Below are 17853 nucleotides of genomic sequence, written 5' to 3'. Positions count from 1 at the left end.
AGGACCGCGCAGCAGCCGGGCGCCAGGTCCTCCGGACCGGCAGGGCCCCGGATCCGCCGCTGGACGTTTCACGCTTCCGCTTCCGCTTCCGCCGGACGAGGGCGTGTGATGCGGTTCGCCGCGGTCTTCTGCAGGAGGCTGAAGGCGAGCACCGGCAGCAGGATCTGCGGCCGGTCGGGCATGGCGCTGGTGATGAGTACCGCGCCCGCGCTGGTGTTGCTCATCCCGCAGGCCAGCGCGACGCAGGTCCTCGCCGAAGCCCCGAGGCGCAGGATCCGCGCCCAGCACGCTCCCCAGCCGAAGGACAACAGGCACACGGCCCCGGCGGTACAGGCCGAGCCCAGGACGAGGAACGGGCGGGGCCGCGCCAGCAACTGCCCGATGGCCCCGCAGGCGTTGACGTACGTCAGGAGGAGCGCGGCGAGCACGGCGGTCAGCGCGGCCATGGACAGTGCTGTGGACGTCGCCCGGTCGGGCAGCAGCAGTCGGCAGACGATCCCCGCCGCGCAGGGCAGCAGGACTCCGGTCAGGGCGAAGCCGCTGCCGGTGCCGCTCGCGGCGACCGCCGCGCCCTGCGCGTAGTCGGCGCTCAGCAACGGGCTGAGGGCCCTGATGACAGGAGGCAGGGTGAGCGGGCTGACCAGGGTCGACGCGACGACCAGGCCCAGCATCGCCGCCTCGTCACCACGCCCTTGGGACGCCCACACCGTGGCACCGGCCGCCACCGGCATGGCGACCGTGAGGATCATCGCGGCGACCATGCCGCTCCCGCCGTCGGAATCGGGCGAACAGCGCAGCGCGAGTGCCACGGCCGGAATCACGAGCAACGGGACGGTGGTGTGCAGCGCGAGACCGCCGAGCAGGATGCGCGGGCGTCGCAGCATGCCGGCCAGCGCCCGTGGGCAGGCCCGCAGCCCGGCCGTGAACAGGACGGCTGCCAGAAGGATGTGCGGGGCACTCGCGCCGGCCGGCAGCGTCCCTGCCGGGAAGACGCCGTGCGGGTGGCGCAGCCAGAGGCCGGGGGCGGGCAGGACCGCGGCCGCGGCGTAGGCCGCGCACGAGGCCCAGCCGAGCCGTCTGTGCAGGAACGCGAGGAATCTGACGTGCGGGTGTCCGGACGGCGGCGGCGTGGGCATGGACGGGAGCGTAGGAGCCACCTGGGGTGCGGGCGGCGAGGCCGGCCGCCGTGTCCGCCGGCCGCTCAGGATGTGTTCAGGATCCGACCGGCAGGGTCCGCGCCATGGCATACGAGACGCACTCCGCCCCAGCGACGCGCAGGCGCGCCTCGACGACGGCGGACTGGGGCTGGGGCTGGGACTGGGGCTGGGGCTGGGGCTGGGGCTGGGGCTGGGGCTGGGGCTGGGGCTGGGGCTGGGGCTGGGGCTGGGGCTGGGCACGAGGGTGACCAGCGCGCTGTTCCTCGCGGTGATCCTCGGCCCGGTCCTCTTCCATACCGTTTCCTGACCGTCTCCCGGCGCGATGTCGTGGATCAGCAGCGCGGCGGCCACGAGCGCGACCGGGGAGAGGCGGCGCAGGGTGCGGGGGGAACGGGCCGCGCGGCGGAGTCGTCATGACAGGCGGTGCCCCATTCCACGGCTCGTGTTGAGCGTCTGCGCGCAGCCGGCGGCGCGGAGCTTGCGCCGCAGCCGGCTGAGGTACTGGTCGAGGGTGTTGTCGCTGACCTGGGCGCCCTCCGGCCAGCCGGCCCGGATCAGCGTCCGCCGGGTGACCAGGCCGCCCGCGGCGGCGATGAGGACCGCCAGGAGCCGGAACTCGGTCGGGGTCAGGTCCACCGGTGTTCCCGAGACGGTGCAGGTGTAGCGGGCCGGGTCGAGCGACAGGTCCCCTGTCTCGGCGGGCGGGCGGGGGCCCGCCCGCCTCAGCGCGGCCCGCAGGCGGGCAGCGAGTTCGGCGAGGTGGAAGGGCTTGGCGAGGTAGTCGTCGCCGCCGCAGGAGAATCCGGTCAGTCGGTCGGTGAGCTGGTGGTGGGCGGTGAGGAACAGGATCGGGGCGAGGAATCCGCGTGCCCTCAGGGCCTGGCAGACGTCCCGCCCGTCGGCGTCGGGCAGGCCGACGTCCAGGACGACCGCGTCGAAGCCGTCCCCGGCCAGGCGCAGCGCGGCGGCGCCGTCCGCCGCCGGCTCCGGGTCGAAGTCCTCCTCGCGCAGGCCGCGCAGGAGCACGTCCCGCAGCGCGTGGTCGTCCTCGACGACGAGGATGCGCGGGCGCACGTCAGCCGGAGACCCGAGAGCGGCCGGCCGTGCGCCACACGTACGCGAAGGCCGTCAGGGACAGCCACATGGCGGCCATGAGCCAGCCTCCGATCACGTCGGTGAACCAGTGGACCCCGAGGTAGACGCGGGTGAGACCGACGGCCGCGCCCCAGAGCCCGATCACCACGACGGCCGTTCGGGACACCCGGGTCCCGCGCAGGCGGAGCGCCGCCACGAGAAGTCCGGCGGTCATGGCGGCGGTGGTGGCGTGGCCGGAGGGAAAGGACCAGCCTGAGGCCTGCGTCGCCCAGTCGCCCAGTGGCGGGCGCGGGCGGGCGATCAGCATCATCACCGCGTAGCGCAGGGCCTGGCCGGCGCCCAGGCACAGGAGCAGCCCGCCCGCGACGAGTGCGCGTCGGCGGTTGGTCCGGCCCGCGTACAGGCCCGCCAGCAGGAGCAGGACGTACGGGACGAGGCCGGTGCCGGTCACGGTGAGGGCCCGTGCCGAGGCAAGGGCGAGGTCCGGGCGGTGCTGTGCCGACCAGCGGTGCAGCGCCAGGTCGGTGGGCAGCAGTTGCCCCGGCGCCCGCACGACCGCCAGGCTCAGCAGGACGAACAGCACGGCCGCGGACAGGGCGAGCCATCCGGCCCGGCCGGCGGAACGGCCGCCGTTCACGCGCCCGCCGGCAGGCGGCGCGGTGCCCACCTCCGCGCGCTCGGAGGGGTCGGCCGCGGCGGATCCGGAAGCGGCCATGGGGCGGGCCTCTCAGAAGAAGCGGGTCGGAGAGCAGCCGGACGCGGCCTCGGAGTGACTACAGCCACGTAGACCGTCTACCGCACTGTAGACGATCACGGGGCGAGCGCCGAACCACCGTCGGCGCACCCGGAGGACCGGAATCGAGATCAGCGGTCGTCGTCCGCGGCCGAGGTGACGCACGACGGAGTGGATTCGCACGGGGGGAGCAATGCGCTCAGCCGGCAGGGTGAGGCAAGCGTTTCCCTGTTGCGGGACCGGACGGCCCGCGCGGACAGTGGTCCCTGGCTGACGTGCGTAGTTGTGGGGCCGGAGACCCGGTGTCAGTCCCCAGTGATGAGCTGTCTCGCCGCACACGGATGTGACCTCATGAGCGGAACGGTCGCCGATCTCGCCACGCAGCTGCGGACCGCGCTGGCCGGAGTCCTGCCCACCTTGGGGGCCCTCGACCCGGCGCAGCGGCGCAGGAAGCTGGCGGAGGCGCTCGGACTGCCGGGGGCGCAGCTGACGCCCTCGGCGCTGCTGACCCGTATCGGCGCGCCGGACGCGGATCAGGCCGGCGACCTGTGGCCCAAGCTGCTGACTCTGCTCTCCGACGCGGCGGGCGGCCTGGTTCCCCACTGGAACCTCACCGTTCCGGAGGTCCTCGTGGCCACCGCGGACGACGTGCAGGTACTGCACGACACGCTGCCCTCCGAGATCTCCTTCACCGTGAACCTGGGCACGCTGAAGCTCGCCGACGTGCTGCGGGTCCAGCAGGACATCACGCTCGCCCTCACCGTGCCGGCCGACCCCACCGGCGCGGCGCTGCAGCTCTCCGTGCGCGGGATCCGGCTCACGCTGCCCGCCGACGAACTGCTCGACCTCGTCGTACCGGGCGGGCCGGCCCTGGAGGGCGACATCCAGGCCCGGCTGGACATACGGGGAATCCACTTCCAGGGCGGTGGGAAGAACGGCCTCGCGGTGCCGCTGCGCGTCGCGCCGCCGGGCCTGCGCGCGCCCGCCCTGTATCTTGCGCCCTCCGGCCTCGCGTTGCGGTTCACCGCCTCCTTCGGCGCCTCGCTGCTGGGGCTCGCCGACGCCACGATCGACGGAATCGGCAGCGAGCTGACGCCGGGAGCCGGCGCCACACCGCTGCCCCCGAGTGGGCTGGGACTGAGCATTTCGGCGGGCCCCGCGCGGGGCAGCGGCTTTCTGGAACGGCGCGGTGACGAGTACCGGGGCGCGCTGAGTCTCGCCCTGGGCGTGGTCGACGTACGGGCGTTCGCCATCCTGCAGCCCAGTGAGCCCTCGCTTCTCGTGGCGCTCAGCGCCCTGTTCACGCCGGCCGTCGAACTCGGTCTCGGCTTCACCCTGAACGCGGTCGGCGGCATCGTCGGCATCGGGCACGCCATCGACCGGGCCGGCCTCGCGGCGGCCGTGCAGTCGGGCCACCTGGACCGGGTGCTGTTCCCGGACGACCCGGCCCGGGCCGTACCGCAGATCCTGGACACGCTGGCTTCGGTCTTCCCCGCCCGGCGCGGCAGTGTGGTCGTCGGGCCGACCTTCCGGCTGGGCTGGGGCCGCCCGGTGCCGTTCGTGACGGCCGACGTGGGGCTCGTCCTGGAACTGCCCAGCGGAGTCGTCGCCCTGCTCGGCCGGCTCAGGATCGCGCTGCCCGCCCCCGAAGCGCCGGTCCTCGACCTGCGGGCATCCGTCGAGGGCGTCATGGACGTGGCGAACGGCCTCGTGGAAATGGTCGCCGACCTCGCCGGGTCCCGGTTGCTCACCGCCGGCATCGAGGGCGGGATCGCACTGCGGATCAAGACCGGCTCCGACGCCACGTTCATCTTCAGCGCCGGCGGATTCCATCCCAGCTTCCCCGCGCCGGCCGGGTTCCCCGTACCCCGACGGCTCTCCATCTCCATCGCCAGCGCCCCGGCGCTCAGCATCGTCTTCAGCGGATACTTCGCCCTCACACCGGGCACCGTCCAGGCGGGAGCCTTGCTGACCGCCGTCATCGGCACGTCCGACACCGGGGTGAGCGGACAGCTCGGCTTCGACGCGCTGCTGCGCTGGGAGCCCAGCTTCGGTGTCGTACTCGATCTGTACGGCTCCTTCCACCTCCGCTTCGACGGCCACAGCCTGTGCTCGGTCGATCTGCGCGTCCGAGTCGAGGGACCGACGCCCTGCTGGCACGTCGCCGGACGGGCCACCGTCTCCCTGTTCTTCATCGACGTCAGCTTCCCGTTCGACGAGCACTGGGCCTGTACCGGAGCGGCGGGCGCGCCGCCTCCGCCCGACATCGCACCCCTGCTGGAACGGGAACTCGACAACCCGCGCAGCTGGGAGCCGGTGCTGCCCGAAGGCGCCGCCACCCTGGCCGCCCTGCGGGGCGACGGCGTGGACACCGCGCGACTGCTGCACCCTCTCGGCCGGCTCCGCTTCAGCCAGCGTGTGGTGCCCCTCGGCATCCCCGTGACCCGGTTCGGCCCCGGCCGCCTCGAAAGGCCCGCCGCCTTCGAGGTCTCCGTACGCTTCGGCGACGGCAGTCCGACCGCCCAGCCGATCCGGGAGCAGTTCGCCCGCGCGGACTTCTTCGACCTCACCGACGACGAGAAACTCACCCAGCCCGCCTTCGAACTCCTCCGTTCCGGCAGTGAGCTGACCCCACCGGTGGCCGGCGCCGACGCGCCCCGCCGCACCGTGGAAGTGCGCTACGAGACCAAGTGGATCGGCGAGCGCGGCGCCGCGCCCCAGCCGCGCGCCTTCTGGCTGCTGACCGACCCGCACCTGCTCGCCGCGCTCGAACACGGTGCGGTGGCGACCAGCGCGATCCACGCCGACCGTGCCCGGTACGCGTACGCGCCCGCGCCGTCGGCCCTGAAGGCCCCTTCGTTCGCGGTCGCCCACGTCGACACCCTCACCGAGGCCACGGAACTGGGCCGCACGTCCACCTTCACCGAAGCGGCGCTGTCGTTCACCACCCCTGCCGGGCGCTCCCCGTCGCTGCACGCCGTCCCCTCGTACGAGCTGAAGTCGGTGGTCACACCATGACCGGATACGCGTTCGCCTCGTGGGACCGGACGGGAGCCGCGGCGTCGCTGACGGACTTCGACGACCTCCAGCGCACGACACCCGTCCGCGGCACCATCGCCGCCTCCGCGTCCGTCAACGCGCGACCCGAACGGCCCGTACCGGTACACCTGTACGGTCCCGGGGACGTCCGCGCCCTCGATCCCCGGCAGATCGTGCGGATGTACCCGTTGCCCGGTACCCCCGACGCCGAGACCACGAAATTCCCCATGGTCGAGTTCGACCGCACCGACCTGCCCTGGCTGTTCACACCCCTCGCCCCCGTGTCCGGCGGGGCGCTGCGCCCCTGGCTCGCGCTGGTCTGCGTCCCGGCCCGGCTCGCCAGTCCCCGGCGGGAGCCCGGCCGGCCGCTGCCCGTACTGCGCGTGTCCGGCGCCGAACTCCCCGATCCCGACCGTCTGCACCTGTGGGCGCACGTCCAGACCCTGGTCGGCCACGAGCAGGATCCGCGCGCCCGCGTCTCCCGGCTGCTCGCCCCCCGGCGACTGCTTCCGCACACCGACTACCTGGCCTGCCTCGTGCCCGCGTTCGAGGCCGGACGGCGTGCCGGTCACGGCGAGACAGGGGGCGACCTCGCCCACGCCTGGAGTGCGGACACGGACGCCGACCTGCCGGTCTACCATTCCTGGACGTTCTCCACCGGGGAGGCGGGGGACTTCGAGACCCTCGCCGACCGCCTCCAGTGCCGCCCCATCGCCGGCGCCGGCCGCAGACCGATGGACATCAGCAGACCCAGAGCGCAGGACCCGGGTCCAGGTCCGGTCGTCCAGCAGGTCGAGAGCGCCCTGACCGCCCCCGACCTCGGGCCCCGGGACGCCTGGCCGGTCGACGCGCACAGCACCCAGTGGCAGAGCGCGCTCGCCGGCTCGCTGGAGGGCGCGCACGGCGACGACGGCGAGGACGACCCCGAAGTGGCCCCTCCGCTGTACGGCAGGTTCCACGCCCTCGCCGCCAAGGCCGTCCCCGGATCGACGGGCTGGCTGGACGCCCTGAACCTCGATCCGCGCTGGCGCGTCGCCGCGGGCCTCGGCACCAGGTCCGTCCAGCGCGAGCAGGAACAGCTGATGGCATCGGCCTGGACCCAGTTGGCCGACGTGCAGGCCGCCAACCGCTTCGTGGACCTCGCCCGGCTGGCCCGGCTGGTCGGCACCAGGCTCCACGAACGGCACGTACAGCCGCTCACCACGGACGAGTTCCTCCACCTGGCGGCACCGCTGCGCACCCGCACACTGTTCGGCACGGCCACACTGGCGAGCGGCGTGCACGCCAGCGTCCTGCCCACCGCCATGGCCACCACCACCTTCCGGCGCGCCATCCGACCGCTCGGCCTGCTCAGCAGACGGGTCGCCCTCGTCACCCGGCAGCAGAACCCGGACGCGGCGGAAGCGCCCTTCGCCAACACGCTGACCACGATGGCGGCGACCGGGACCGGACTGTCCGTCACCCCCCGCAGCCCCGACGGCACCGTCGCGTTCGCCGTCGCGCCGGAACGCGTCGTCAGCGCCGACCGTCTGCCCGCCGTCCTGGCCGCGCTCGGCACGTCCACCTCCACCGCGCCGGCCTGGAAGACCCTGGCGGCCCAGGCGGCCCGCCACGCGGAGCTGCGCGACCTCACCACCGGGCAACTCTCCGCCGCGCCGCCCCTGACGCCCACCACGCTCGACGCCGTCTTCCGGCTCGGCTCGGTACGGGAGATCGCCGTACCCACCCAGTTCCTCGCCGACACGCGCATCACCCCGCAGGACACCCTGGCCTTCCCGTCCGGGCGCATCGCCCCCACCGGACTGCTGACCGCCTCGGACGGCACCCCCACCGGCACGCTCAAGGGCATGTGGTCCGGCCACTGGGACCCGCTGTCCGCCGGCGGCGGCTGGAAGGGCGAGACCCGGGGCACCTTCCGCCACGGCGACGGCGGCTCCGGCACCTGGCGGGGCGTGTTCACCGGAGTGTGGGACGCGCCGGTCCCGGACGGGCTCTACGGCGGCTGGCGACTGGTCCTGACCGGAACCTGGGAGACCTCCGACGACCACGGCACCTGGCAGGGCGTCGCGGCAGGTGTCTGGGACGACCCGACGGACGTCTCCGACGGCACGCTCAACGGCATCTGGCGGTCGCAGACCGCCCGGGGTACCTTCCACGGCACCTGCCCCGGGACCTGGGACTGGGACGAGACCGGGAGGGCGGGGGACTGGCGCGCCGACTGCTCCGGCGGCTGGGAACGGCTCGCCGACGGCACCCCGCCCCCGGACGGCGACGTGTGGACCCCGGACCGGCTGGGCGACATCCTCGCCGGCTGGCAGCACGGCGGCGGCATGTCCCTGGGCAGCCTCTTCGGTCCGGCGAGCCTGCCCGGCCTCGCCGACCGGCTGCCCGCGCCCTCCGTGCTCGGCCTCAGCCCGGGCGACACCCACGGCATGATCGTCGGCGCGCACGACCAGGTCCTCCGTCCCACCGACGTACCGCCCATCCCGCCCCGCGACCCCTTCCCGGCACCCGCGGCCCACACCACCGTCACCGACCAGATCCACCCGCACACCACCGTGGACACCGTCGTCGGCTCCCGCGTCGAGCATCCGGCCGGCGCCGACAGCACCGCTCCCCTCCAGTGGGCGCCCACCTTCCCCGACGCCATGTGGCGCCCGCTGTCCGAACAGTCCACCGAGTGGATGCTCGCCGGACTGGACAAGGTGCCGCCCGACAGCGCCGCGCTCGCCGTGACCAATCCCGCCTTCATCGCGTCGTACATGGTCGGCCTCAATCACGAGTTCGCCCGAGAACTGCGCTGGCGCGAGTACCCCACCGACCAGCGCGGCACGTACTTCGCCTCCTTCTGGAGCACCGGCCCCGAAATGCCGCCCCTGCACCAGTGGCAGACCGGAGCCCCGCTCGGCACCCACCTGACCGCCCCGGCCGACCGGGTCGTCCTCCTGCTGCGCACAGCCCTGCTGCGCCGCTACCCCGGGGCGATCGTCTACGCGGCCCCCCTGCTGCCGCCGGCTCCGGACGGTTCGCGGGAACCCGACGACGGCCTCGCCCGCCACCCCGTCTTCCGCGGCGGTCTGGACCCCGACACGACGTTCCTCGGCTTCGACCTCCGGCTCGGTGAGATCCTCGACCACGACTGGTGCTTCGTCATCGCCGAACAGCCCACCGAACCCCGCTTCGGTCTCGACGACCCCTCCGACGAGATCCTCGCCAGCCCGCCGCCGCCCGGCCTGTGGGGCCGCCCCTACGTGCCGCCGGCCGAGACCGTGCCGCCCACCGACGCCGACGACTGGAACAACCTCGACTGGAGTCACCTCTTCGACTCCCCCGAACAGTTCCGGGCGGCGACCCACGCCCCGGGGAACAGGCGTCCCAACGTCGCGCTCGACGGCCTCGTCTGGGGCGACAGCGCCGCCGGCATCGCCCGGCAGTGCTTCCAGCAGCCCGTACGGGTCGTCATGCCCGCCGAGCGGCTGCTCCGTCCCCCACCACCCCAGCCCTAGGGAGACAAGACCGGATGACCGATCTCGCCCCGCTGCGCGCGGCCGTCGCCGAGGCCGAGCAGCGCCGCGCCGGTCTCGGCCCCGGCGCCACACCCGAGCAGCGCCGCGCCGCCTACCAGACCCTTCAGGCGGCACGCGAGGCCCTGCACCAGGCGCTGCGCGAGTTCACCGCCGCGGCCGACGCCGACACCCTGCTCGCCGAGCTGGACCCCGACGTGCCCCTGATGCTCGCTCCGGTGCGCCTGGAGACCCGGCTCACACCGGACGGTGGCCGGCCCGACACCCTCCAGGTGCGGATCTTCCCCGACGACATCCACGTCGACAGCCACGAACCCCTGCCCACCGACGGCGAGATCCAGCAGGGCCGGCGGTACTGGCGCACCGTCTTCCGGGCCGGACGCACCGAGAACGCGTCGGGAGACCGGGCCCGCATCCGGCTCGGGGCCTGGGAGCAACTGCGCGGCACGCTGGGCCCGGCCCGCGCCCGCTGGATCGTCACCATCCTGACGCCGACGGCCGACGACCGCCCCGAAGTGCCCCTGCCCGACGAGGCGGCGGGCCCCGAGCCGGCCTGGCCCGCCGACCTGCCCACCCGCTCCCGCGGCTGGAACCGGCCGGCCGCCGCCTCCACCCTCCCCGACCAGTTCGTCGTCCAGGCCTTCCAGCAGACCCCGAACGGCGAGATCCTCGTCGGCGAGCGCCGCGGCGAGGCCGTGCCGGACACCGTCCAGATGAGCCCGGACCCCGACGCGCCCGCCACCGCGCCGGGCGCGGGCACCGGGCCCCTGACCGACCCCGGCCTGCGCTGGCTCACCAGCTTCTCCGGCGCCCACGACAACGGCCTCGCCGTCACCGTGCCCCTGGACCGGCCCGGCTACGACCCCGACCGCCGCCCCCTGCTCTCCCGCGTCATCGCCTTCGGCGTCTCGGCCTCCCTGGACCCGACCGCTTCCGCGGCCCGGCTGACCCGGCTGCTCACCGGACGGGCGCACGACGGCGAAGCCTCCTACGTCCTCCAGGACACCCCCACCAACAACGTCCCGCACGCCCGCCGACCGCCGGACGACCCACCCGACGTCGACGCCCTGCTGCACGCGGCCGCTCCCCCGCCTTCCGCTCCCGACCCCTGGAGCAACGCCACCCGCCTGGCCACCGCGCTCGGCATCCCCCAGGAGGCGGCCACCGCGCTGCCCGGCGGCACCGAACCCGAGCAGGCCGACGCACGCGCCCTCCAACTGGCCCTGTGGAGCGCGACCGGCGACTTCTTCCTCGACCAGCTCATGGAGAGCGGAAGCCACCGCGAGGAGACCGGCATCGATCTGGAGTGGCTGCGGCTGCACCACGCGGACGCGGTACGAGCCCGCGGCCCGCTGCCCACCCTCCGCCTCGGCAAACAGCCGTACGGGCTGCTGCCCATCACCGTCATGCGCCGCTGGAGTCCGGACCCGGAGCACGAGCGCGGACAACTGGCCGGGCTGCACCGCGTCCTGACCACGCTGCGCCCCTTCTGGGAGGTGGGCGTCGACACGATGCCGCGGGTCGGCGGGCCCGACCAGCTCGGCGACACCCTCGACCTGCCCAAGCCCGAACGCGACGTGTTGCGCGCCCTGGGCCTCGCCGCGGTGTCGAAGTCCAGCGACGTGCGGGGCGTGCGCGGTGCCCTCAACGCAAGCTACTTCAATCATGTTCTCGGCCTGGTCCAGGACTCCGGCCCCGGCCCCGAGGCCCGCCTGTCCACCGCCCTCAACCGGGCCCTGGGCATCGGCTACGAGCCCCTCGTCTCCCAGCACCAGAACGAGCCGCGCACCAGCCGCCTGTGGCTGCCCAACACGCGGCTGCCGGACCTGCCCGAGATCACCGACCCGGTCGGAGAGCTCGGCCGGTTCCTGGAGGACGTGGTCGACCGGTTCGAAGTCCTGCACGTCCTGGTGAGCCCGGATCGGGCCCGCACCCTGCTGGAGGCGCTGCTGCGGCACACCGCCAACCTGGAGTACGGCCACGCCGCCGCCGGAGCCGCGCACGCCGGCGGGCTCGTGAGCGACCAACGGCTGCGCTTCACCGAGGTCCTGCTGCCACCCCTGACGGCCGGCTCCCTCGCCTCCCAGGCCGGCGTCGGACTCCGTCCGTTCACCCTCAAGGCCACCCTCGGCCTGACCCTGCCCGGTGCCGCCGAAGCCGCGACCACCGTCCACGACGCCCTCACCAGCGCACGCGCCCAGCTCGCCCCCGCCGTGGAAGCCGCAGCCCTGAACCACCGGGGCGTCCTCGGCCTCCTCGGCATCGAGCGCCCCTGGAGCATCCGCCTGGCCCAGATCGACGCCGCCCTGCGCTATCTGTCCACCCGCGTCCACGACTGGCACGACGCCGGCCGGGACCCGTTCGACGTCATGGAGCGCCTCCTCGGCGAGTGCCTCGACCTCGCCTCCCACCGGCTCGACGCCTGGATCACCTCGCTGGCCACCGTGCGCCTCCAGGCCATGCGGTCCGACACCCGGCGGCCCACCGGGGTGCAACTCGGGGCCTACGGCTGGGTGGAGAACCTCTCGCCGCAGGCAGGCCGCCGCAGCGAGGGATTCGTCCTGGCTCCCTCGCTCGCCCAGGCCACCACCGCCGCCGTCCTGCACAGCGGGGTCCGGTCCCATCCCTCGGACCCCGGCGCGTTCGCCGTGAACCTGTCCTCCAGCCGCATGCGCGCCGCCATGGCGACGCTGGACGGCGTGCGCCAGGGCCAGCCGCTGGGCGCCCTGCTCGGCTACCGCCTGGAGCGGCGGCTGCACGAGGCCCGGGAGAACGCCGCCGAGCCCCTGGAGCTCGACCGGGTCATCGCGCCCCTGCGCACACAATGGCCGTTCCGGGCCGTCCACCATCCGGCACCCGGAGCCACCGAGTTCGTCGCTCCGCACGACGTCACCGACGGTGCCGCCGTGGGCGCGCTCACCGTGGCCGACGCGCTGAGCCGTCTGGAACCCACCGTCCACCCACCCCTGGAACCCACCAAGGAGGAACCTGCCGTCCGCGCGGCACTGGAGGCCCTGCACGACGACATCGACGCGATCGCCGACCTGCTGCTCGCCGAGAGCGTCCACCAGCTCGCCAACGGCAACCCCGACCGGGCCGGCGCCACCCTGGACAGCCTCGCCGCCGGAGGCCAGCCCCCGCCACGACCCGAAATCCTCGACACCCCCGCCCAGGGCACCTCTGTCGACCACCGCGTCCTCGTCGTCGTCCCCCAGGACCCGGCACTGTCGCACGGCTGGGACGGCCCCGCCCAGCGGACCCGGCCCCGCGCTCAGGCGGAACCGCGGCTCGACGCGTGGGCGGGCCATCAGCTGGGCCGGACCGACCGCATCCGCCTCCAGGTCGCCTGGCGCCGGCCCGGCCACGCCACCCCGGCCGCGACCCGCCAGCATCCCTGGCCGCTCACCGACCACTGCGCGCTGGACGTCGTCGCGCTCGCCGCCGCCCGAAGCCTGCGTACGGCCCTGAGCCAGACCCTCACCGCACACCGCCCGTCCGACCTGCCGAGCGACGCCGTGGCCGACCTCCTCGACGGACGGGACCCCCACTGGCCGCGCTCCACGGTGTCCCTCCAGGAGATCGAGGCGCTGGCCGGCGCCGTCGCCGCGGTCCTCGCCAACGGTCGCCCCGGCACACCCGCCGACCTGGCCCCCGCCGTGAACCCGCCCGCGCAGACCCCCGACGAGACGGAGCTGCGCGGCCGCGCCCAGCACGCCGTCTCGGGTCTGACAGACGCGAAGAACGCCGCGGACCTGCAACTCCTCTCCGCCTACGGGATCGTCGTACCCTCCGCCGCCGACGACGATCCGGCCGCCCGCACCGCAGCGGCCGTCCACGAGGCCGACAGCCGGCTCGGCCTCGCCGCGCAAGCCCTGGCGGGCAAGGGCTGGCAGGCGGCCGTGGACGCCCTCCAGGCCGTCTTCGGAGCCGGATTCCGCGCCGTCGGCCTGACCACCCCGCCGGCCCCGGCCCCGCTCGCGGCATCCTTCGGACCCGGCCTCGACCGGGGCGGCACGGACGACACGGCCCCGCGCGACTGGCTCGAACGCGCGGCGGCCGTCCGCACCGGCGCCCGTGCCCTCGCCGACCTGCTGCTGCACGGCGAAGCAGCCGGCACCGGCGGCGACTTCGCCCTGCGGATCGGGCAGACCCCGTTCACCGCCCACGACCGCTGGGTCGGCGCCACCCGTACCGCGGACCTTCCTCCGGCGACCGGTCTGGCCGTGCACGGTCTTCCCGCCCCCGACCTCACCCAGCCGGTGGCCGTCCTCGTGGCCGACGAATGGCCGGAGCTCATCCCGGCCCAGCGGCACACGGCGGGCGTCGCCTTCCATTACGACGCCCCTGGAGCCCGCGCCCCCCAGGCCGTTCTGCTCGCCGTACCGCCCGTCGTGGGGCGCCCCTGGACGGCCGAGCTGCTGAGCGAGACCGTGCGCGAGGCGCTCGACCTCACCGGACTGCGCCTGGTCGACCTCCCGGCCCTCGGCTGGCTGGGCCGCTACCTCCCCGCCGTGTACCTGCCCCAGGACGCACTCGGCGGATTCCCCGGCATCGCCTTCAAGGACCTCATGAAGACCAGCATCGCCGCCGGCATCATCGCGCAGCTGAGAGATCGGGAGGCCTGAGCATGGCCGACGACAAGGCGGTCTTCGCCCACTTCCACCGCATCGAGCCCAACGTCCGGCCGAGCGGTACCGGCGGCCAGCTCGACGAGGCCCTCCAGGCCCGGATCGCCGACCCGCTGTTCCTGCTGGCCCGGCAGCGTCAACTCGCCGAGTTCCACGGCGAGGACGGCGGCTCGCCCGTGGGCTGCTCGCTCACCACGGCCGCGGCCACCGTGGACCGGTTCAGGCCCGGCGACACCGGACCCTCCGTACCGTATCCGCCGGGCGTGCCCGTCGAGTACCTCGCCGAGGCGGGCCGCACCCCGCAACAGGCCGACCGCGAACTGCCGTTGCGCACCGCCGCACGGGCGGGACTGCGATTCCTCGGCGGGCTCGGCGCGCTGCCCACCGGTGCCCGCGACTCCGTCACCGACCAGGCTCTGGCCGCGTTCCCTCTCCTCGACAGCACATCCCCGGCTGATCCCGCGGGCGGTCCGGAGCCGGACCCCGCGGGCCGCACGCTCGCGCAGGTCCTGCTCGCGCGCGCCCCGCACGGCGGGAAACTCGCCCGCGCACTGGCCACCGGATGGCACCCGACCGGCCTCAACACGGCCCAGCTGACCGCCTTCAACCTGGCCGCGGACAAGTGGAAGACGTGGTTCGCCGCCGAACACGCCCCGCCGACGGCCCCCAGCTGGGTACGCGACCGCCTGGAGCACCACTTCGCCGTCGAGGCGTCCCAGGGCGGTCAGCGCATCACCCTGACCGCGCCCGAGTACCCGGGCGGCGGCGCCGAGGGCTACCAGTTCGACATCGACGCCACCGCCACCGCCCTCACCGCCACCGGCGCCCCGGCGCACACCGTCCTGCCCACCCGCGCCACGTACCCCGGCATGCCGGCCGAGCGCTGGTGGGAGTTCGAGGACACCAGCGTCAACCTGCCCTCCATCGAGGCCGGCCCAGCCGACCTGGCGCGGCTGCTTCTGGTGGAGTTCGCCAATGTGTACGGCAACGACCACTGGGTCGTCCCACTGGAACTGGAGGTGGGCCACGTCCACGGCATCACGGACCTCACGGTCGTGGACACCTTCGGAGACTCGCTGAACATCGAGGCCGCGGGCGACGAACACTGGTCGCTCTTCCGGCTGGGCATCGCCGGCTCCGGTCGGCCGGGGCCCGCCCTGCTGCCGCTCCTGCCCAGGGCCGCGGGCCGCGTCGAAGGGCCGCCCGTGGAGGAAGTGCTGTTCGTCCGCGACGAAATGGCCAACCTCGCCTGGGCCATCGAGCGCACCGTGCAGAGCGCCACCGGAAAGCCCCGGCCCCGCGCCGACGAGAATCCCGGCCTGACCCCGCCCGGCCCGTCGGACGTCCCGGGCGCCCTCACCTACCAGTTGGCGACGGCCGTGCCGTACCACTGGATCCCGCTCGTGCCCGTCCCGCTCGCGCCCGGCTCGGCCGCGACCAGGTTCCGGCGCGGACGGATGACCCTGCCCACCGCGCACGGCACCCTGCGCACCCAGGCGCGCGGCCGGCTGCTGGAGCCGGAGGTGGCCCGGGTGTACTTCCGCGACGAGGAGATCCCGCGCTCCGGTGTGACCGCCGGCCGCACCCCGGTGACCGTGCGCGGCCACGACGGCCACCACTACCGGTGGACCGGATACCGGGCCCGTGCCGGACAGGGTGAGGCCGCCTCCGGGCTGACCTTCGACGGAGTGCTCCCCGCCAAGGAGGCCACGCCATGAACCACGGCATCGGCGCGGTCAGCGCGCTCACCCTCACCCGCGACGGATCCGAGATCGTCAGCGCGGACGCCATGGGCCGCGTCCTGCGGTGGCGGCGAGAGACCGGCGAAGCCCTCTGCCCCCTGCTGGTCGCCCACAAGCGCAGCGTCTGGGCGATGCTCCTCGGCCCCGATGACCAGGAGATCGTCACCGCCGGCAGCGACGGCACGCTACGCCGCTGGAACCGCGCCACGTCCGCCTCCGCGGCCGCGCCCGTCTCCGCCCATGACGAGTGGATCCTCGCGCTGCGGAAGACCAAGGACGGCACCGAACTGCTCACCGCCGCCTATGACGGCACGGTACGGCGCTGGAACCGGGCCGACGGCGCGCCCCTCGCCGCCCCGCTGACCGCCCACGACGGAGCCGTACGCGCCATGGCCCTCACCCCGGACGACCGGGAGATCGTCACCGCGGGCAACGACGGCGCCGTACGCCGCTGGGACCGCGCCGCCGCCACCCTGCTGGCCGGCCTCGACGGCCACGTCGGCCCCGTGCCCACGGTGGTCGTCAGCGCCGACGGCAGCGAGATCGTCAGCGGTGGCCGGGACGGCACCGTACGCCGCTGGGACCGTGAGAGCGGCAGACCGCTCGCCGCCCCCATCGTGGCCGGCGTCCCTGTACGCGCCCTGGCCCTGACCACGGACGGCGAGATCGTCGCGGGCTGCGACGACGGGATCATCCGCCGCTGGCAGCGCGCCACGGGCCAGCCCGTGGGTTCCCCTCTGGCCACCGACCACTGGAGCATCTGGGCCATCACCGTCACCCCCGATGACAGGGAGATCATCACCGGGGGCTGGGAGGGCTACATCCGCCGCTGGGCCCGCGATCCGGCCGACCCCACCGCGCTGCGCCCGGCGGTCAACCAGACCCGGGTCGACCCCGCGCCGCGCCTGGTGATCCGCGGCATCACACCGTTCTGACGCCGGCCCGACACGGGAGAGCAGCCGATGCCCGACATCGAGATCGACACCTCACACCTCACCGAGCCGCGGTTCACGGTGCCCGAGGCCGGCACCGGGCCGGTCGACGGGTCGGCGACCCCGCCACCGACGGTGACTCTCCCGGCCCCCGGCACCTACCACCTGAAGCAGGGCTCCGCCGCCGCGTCCGACGTCGTGTTCTCGGTCGCCGCCGACGGAACGCTGGACTTCGACGCGTCTCTCGACGGCATCGCCGAGGGACGCGGCACCCGCCGCCTGACGGTGCGTGGCCTCTCCGTGCACCTGGATGCGACCGCCCTCGACCAGGACCTGACGCTGGACACCGGCAACGCGGCCCTGACCGCGGACCGGCCGCACGATCTCTCCCTGCTGCCCTGTCCGCAGTACCGCCTCAACGGGGGCTACGGGAATCTGACCTTCGCACTGTCCCTGGACGGATCGATCCGGCTCGAACCGCATGCCGAGGGGTTCGCCTCGGCATCCGGGAACACGCTGACCATTCGCGGCTGCAGGATTCTCATCGACGGGACCGCGTTGTCGCACGATGTACTGCCGCTCGGTCTTGCCCGGCCGAATGATTTCCTGCCGCGTGGGTCGGTGAACGCACTGACCGTGCTGCCCGCGACGGGCTACGGATTCCAGCCCGGATCGGGCATCGTCGCGGATCTCCAGTACACCGTGAGCCGCGACGGGCAGGTGACCGTCGCACCCGAGTTCACCGGATTCGCCTCGGCCATCGGTGACACGCTCGTCCTGCGCGGATACCGCATCCGCGTGGACGGAACCGCGTTGTCACACGACGTGGTTCCCACGGGCCTCGTCGGCGCGGAACGCTTCCTGCCACGCGGCTCCTTGAACACACTGACCGTACTGCCCGCGACCGGCTACGGATTCCAGCCCGGATCGGGCATCGTCGCGGATCTCCAGTACACCGTGAGCCGCGACGGGCAGCTGACCGTCGCACCCGAGTTCACCGGAT

Annotated in this window: 10 protein-coding genes; 7 read left to right on the top strand and 3 right to left on the bottom strand. The window is 74.2% G+C overall.

Going from position 1 to position 17853, the window contains the following annotated elements:
* Window positions 1-68: 68 nt before the first annotated feature.
* On the bottom strand, window positions 69-1136 hold the full coding sequence (locus ACFYU9_RS24425; RefSeq protein ID WP_389345973.1) for a sodium-dependent transporter: 1068 nt from the start codon (window positions 1134-1136) through the stop codon (window positions 69-71).
* 104 nt (window positions 1137-1240) lie between these two features.
* Here ACFYU9_RS24425 and ACFYU9_RS24420 point away from each other — a divergent pair, with 104 nt between their 5' ends.
* Window positions 1241-1405, top strand: coding sequence for a hypothetical protein (locus ACFYU9_RS24420; RefSeq protein ID WP_389345972.1), 165 nt, complete (start codon window positions 1241-1243; stop codon window positions 1403-1405).
* A gap of 163 nt (window positions 1406-1568) precedes the next feature.
* Here ACFYU9_RS24420 and ACFYU9_RS24415 read toward each other — a convergent pair whose 3' ends face one another.
* Both ACFYU9_RS24415 and ACFYU9_RS24410 read right to left on the bottom strand, forming a co-directional pair.
* Window positions 1569-2231: a response regulator transcription factor gene (locus ACFYU9_RS24415; RefSeq protein WP_389345971.1), complete on the bottom strand. Its 663-nt coding sequence runs from the start codon at window positions 2229-2231 to the stop codon at window positions 1569-1571.
* A gap of 1 nt (window position 2232) precedes the next feature.
* Window positions 2233-2967 (bottom strand): phosphatase PAP2 family protein, encoded by a 735-nt coding sequence (locus ACFYU9_RS24410; protein WP_389345970.1) that lies wholly within the window; start codon window positions 2965-2967, stop codon window positions 2233-2235.
* 369 nt (window positions 2968-3336) lie between these two features.
* On the opposite strand from ACFYU9_RS24410, the gene ACFYU9_RS24405 reads away from it, so the two are divergent.
* The 6 genes from ACFYU9_RS24405 to ACFYU9_RS24380 all read left to right on the top strand — a co-directional run.
* On the top strand, window positions 3337-6003 hold the full coding sequence (locus tag ACFYU9_RS24405; RefSeq protein WP_389345969.1) for a DUF6603 domain-containing protein: 2667 nt from the start codon (window positions 3337-3339) through the stop codon (window positions 6001-6003).
* On the top strand, window positions 6000-9530 hold the full coding sequence (locus tag ACFYU9_RS24400; protein ID WP_389345968.1) for a hypothetical protein: 3531 nt from the start codon (window positions 6000-6002) through the stop codon (window positions 9528-9530). The genes ACFYU9_RS24405 and ACFYU9_RS24400 overlap by 4 nt, the downstream gene beginning before the upstream one ends.
* A 14-nt stretch (window positions 9531-9544) precedes the next feature.
* The gene (locus ACFYU9_RS24395; protein ID WP_389345967.1) at window positions 9545-14173 is read left to right on the top strand and encodes a hypothetical protein; all 4629 of its coding nucleotides are present in this window, start codon (window positions 9545-9547) and stop codon (window positions 14171-14173) included.
* 2 nt (window positions 14174-14175) lie between these two features.
* The gene (locus tag ACFYU9_RS24390; protein WP_389345966.1) at window positions 14176-15894 is read left to right on the top strand and encodes a hypothetical protein; all 1719 of its coding nucleotides are present in this window, start codon (window positions 14176-14178) and stop codon (window positions 15892-15894) included.
* Window positions 15891-16853, top strand: a complete 963-nt coding sequence (locus ACFYU9_RS24385; RefSeq protein WP_389345965.1) for a WD40 repeat domain-containing protein — start codon at window positions 15891-15893, stop codon at window positions 16851-16853. The genes ACFYU9_RS24390 and ACFYU9_RS24385 overlap by 4 nt, the downstream gene beginning before the upstream one ends.
* A gap of 27 nt (window positions 16854-16880) precedes the next feature.
* On the top strand, window positions 16881-17853 hold a 973-nt coding region (locus ACFYU9_RS24380), incomplete at its 3' end, for an Ig-like domain repeat protein (RefSeq protein ID WP_389345964.1).

Source organism: Streptomyces sp. NPDC004327 (genome assembly GCF_042873935.1).
GTDB lineage: Bacteria > Actinomycetota > Actinomycetes > Streptomycetales > Streptomycetaceae > Streptomyces.
Note: the sequence above shows the minus strand (reverse complement) of the source record. Positions and strands in the feature narration are given on the sequence as shown.

Excerpts from the sequence above, each read along its gene's own strand:
- ACFYU9_RS24425 (WP_389345973.1), bottom strand. The coding sequence starts at position 1,136 with ATGCCCACGCCGCCGCCGTCCGGACACCCGCACGTCAGATTCCTCGCG.
- ACFYU9_RS24420 (WP_389345972.1), top strand. The coding sequence starts at position 1,241 with ATGGCATACGAGACGCACTCCGCCCCAGCGACGCGCAGGCGCGCCTCG.
- ACFYU9_RS24410 (WP_389345970.1), bottom strand. The coding sequence starts at position 2,967 with ATGGCCGCTTCCGGATCCGCCGCGGCCGACCCCTCCGAGCGCGCGGAG.
- ACFYU9_RS24405 (WP_389345969.1), top strand. The coding sequence starts at position 3,337 with ATGAGCGGAACGGTCGCCGATCTCGCCACGCAGCTGCGGACCGCGCTG.
- ACFYU9_RS24400 (WP_389345968.1), top strand. The coding sequence starts at position 6,000 with ATGACCGGATACGCGTTCGCCTCGTGGGACCGGACGGGAGCCGCGGCG.
- ACFYU9_RS24395 (WP_389345967.1), top strand. The coding sequence starts at position 9,545 with ATGACCGATCTCGCCCCGCTGCGCGCGGCCGTCGCCGAGGCCGAGCAG.
- ACFYU9_RS24390 (WP_389345966.1), top strand. The coding sequence starts at position 14,176 with ATGGCCGACGACAAGGCGGTCTTCGCCCACTTCCACCGCATCGAGCCC.
- ACFYU9_RS24385 (WP_389345965.1), top strand. The coding sequence starts at position 15,891 with ATGAACCACGGCATCGGCGCGGTCAGCGCGCTCACCCTCACCCGCGAC.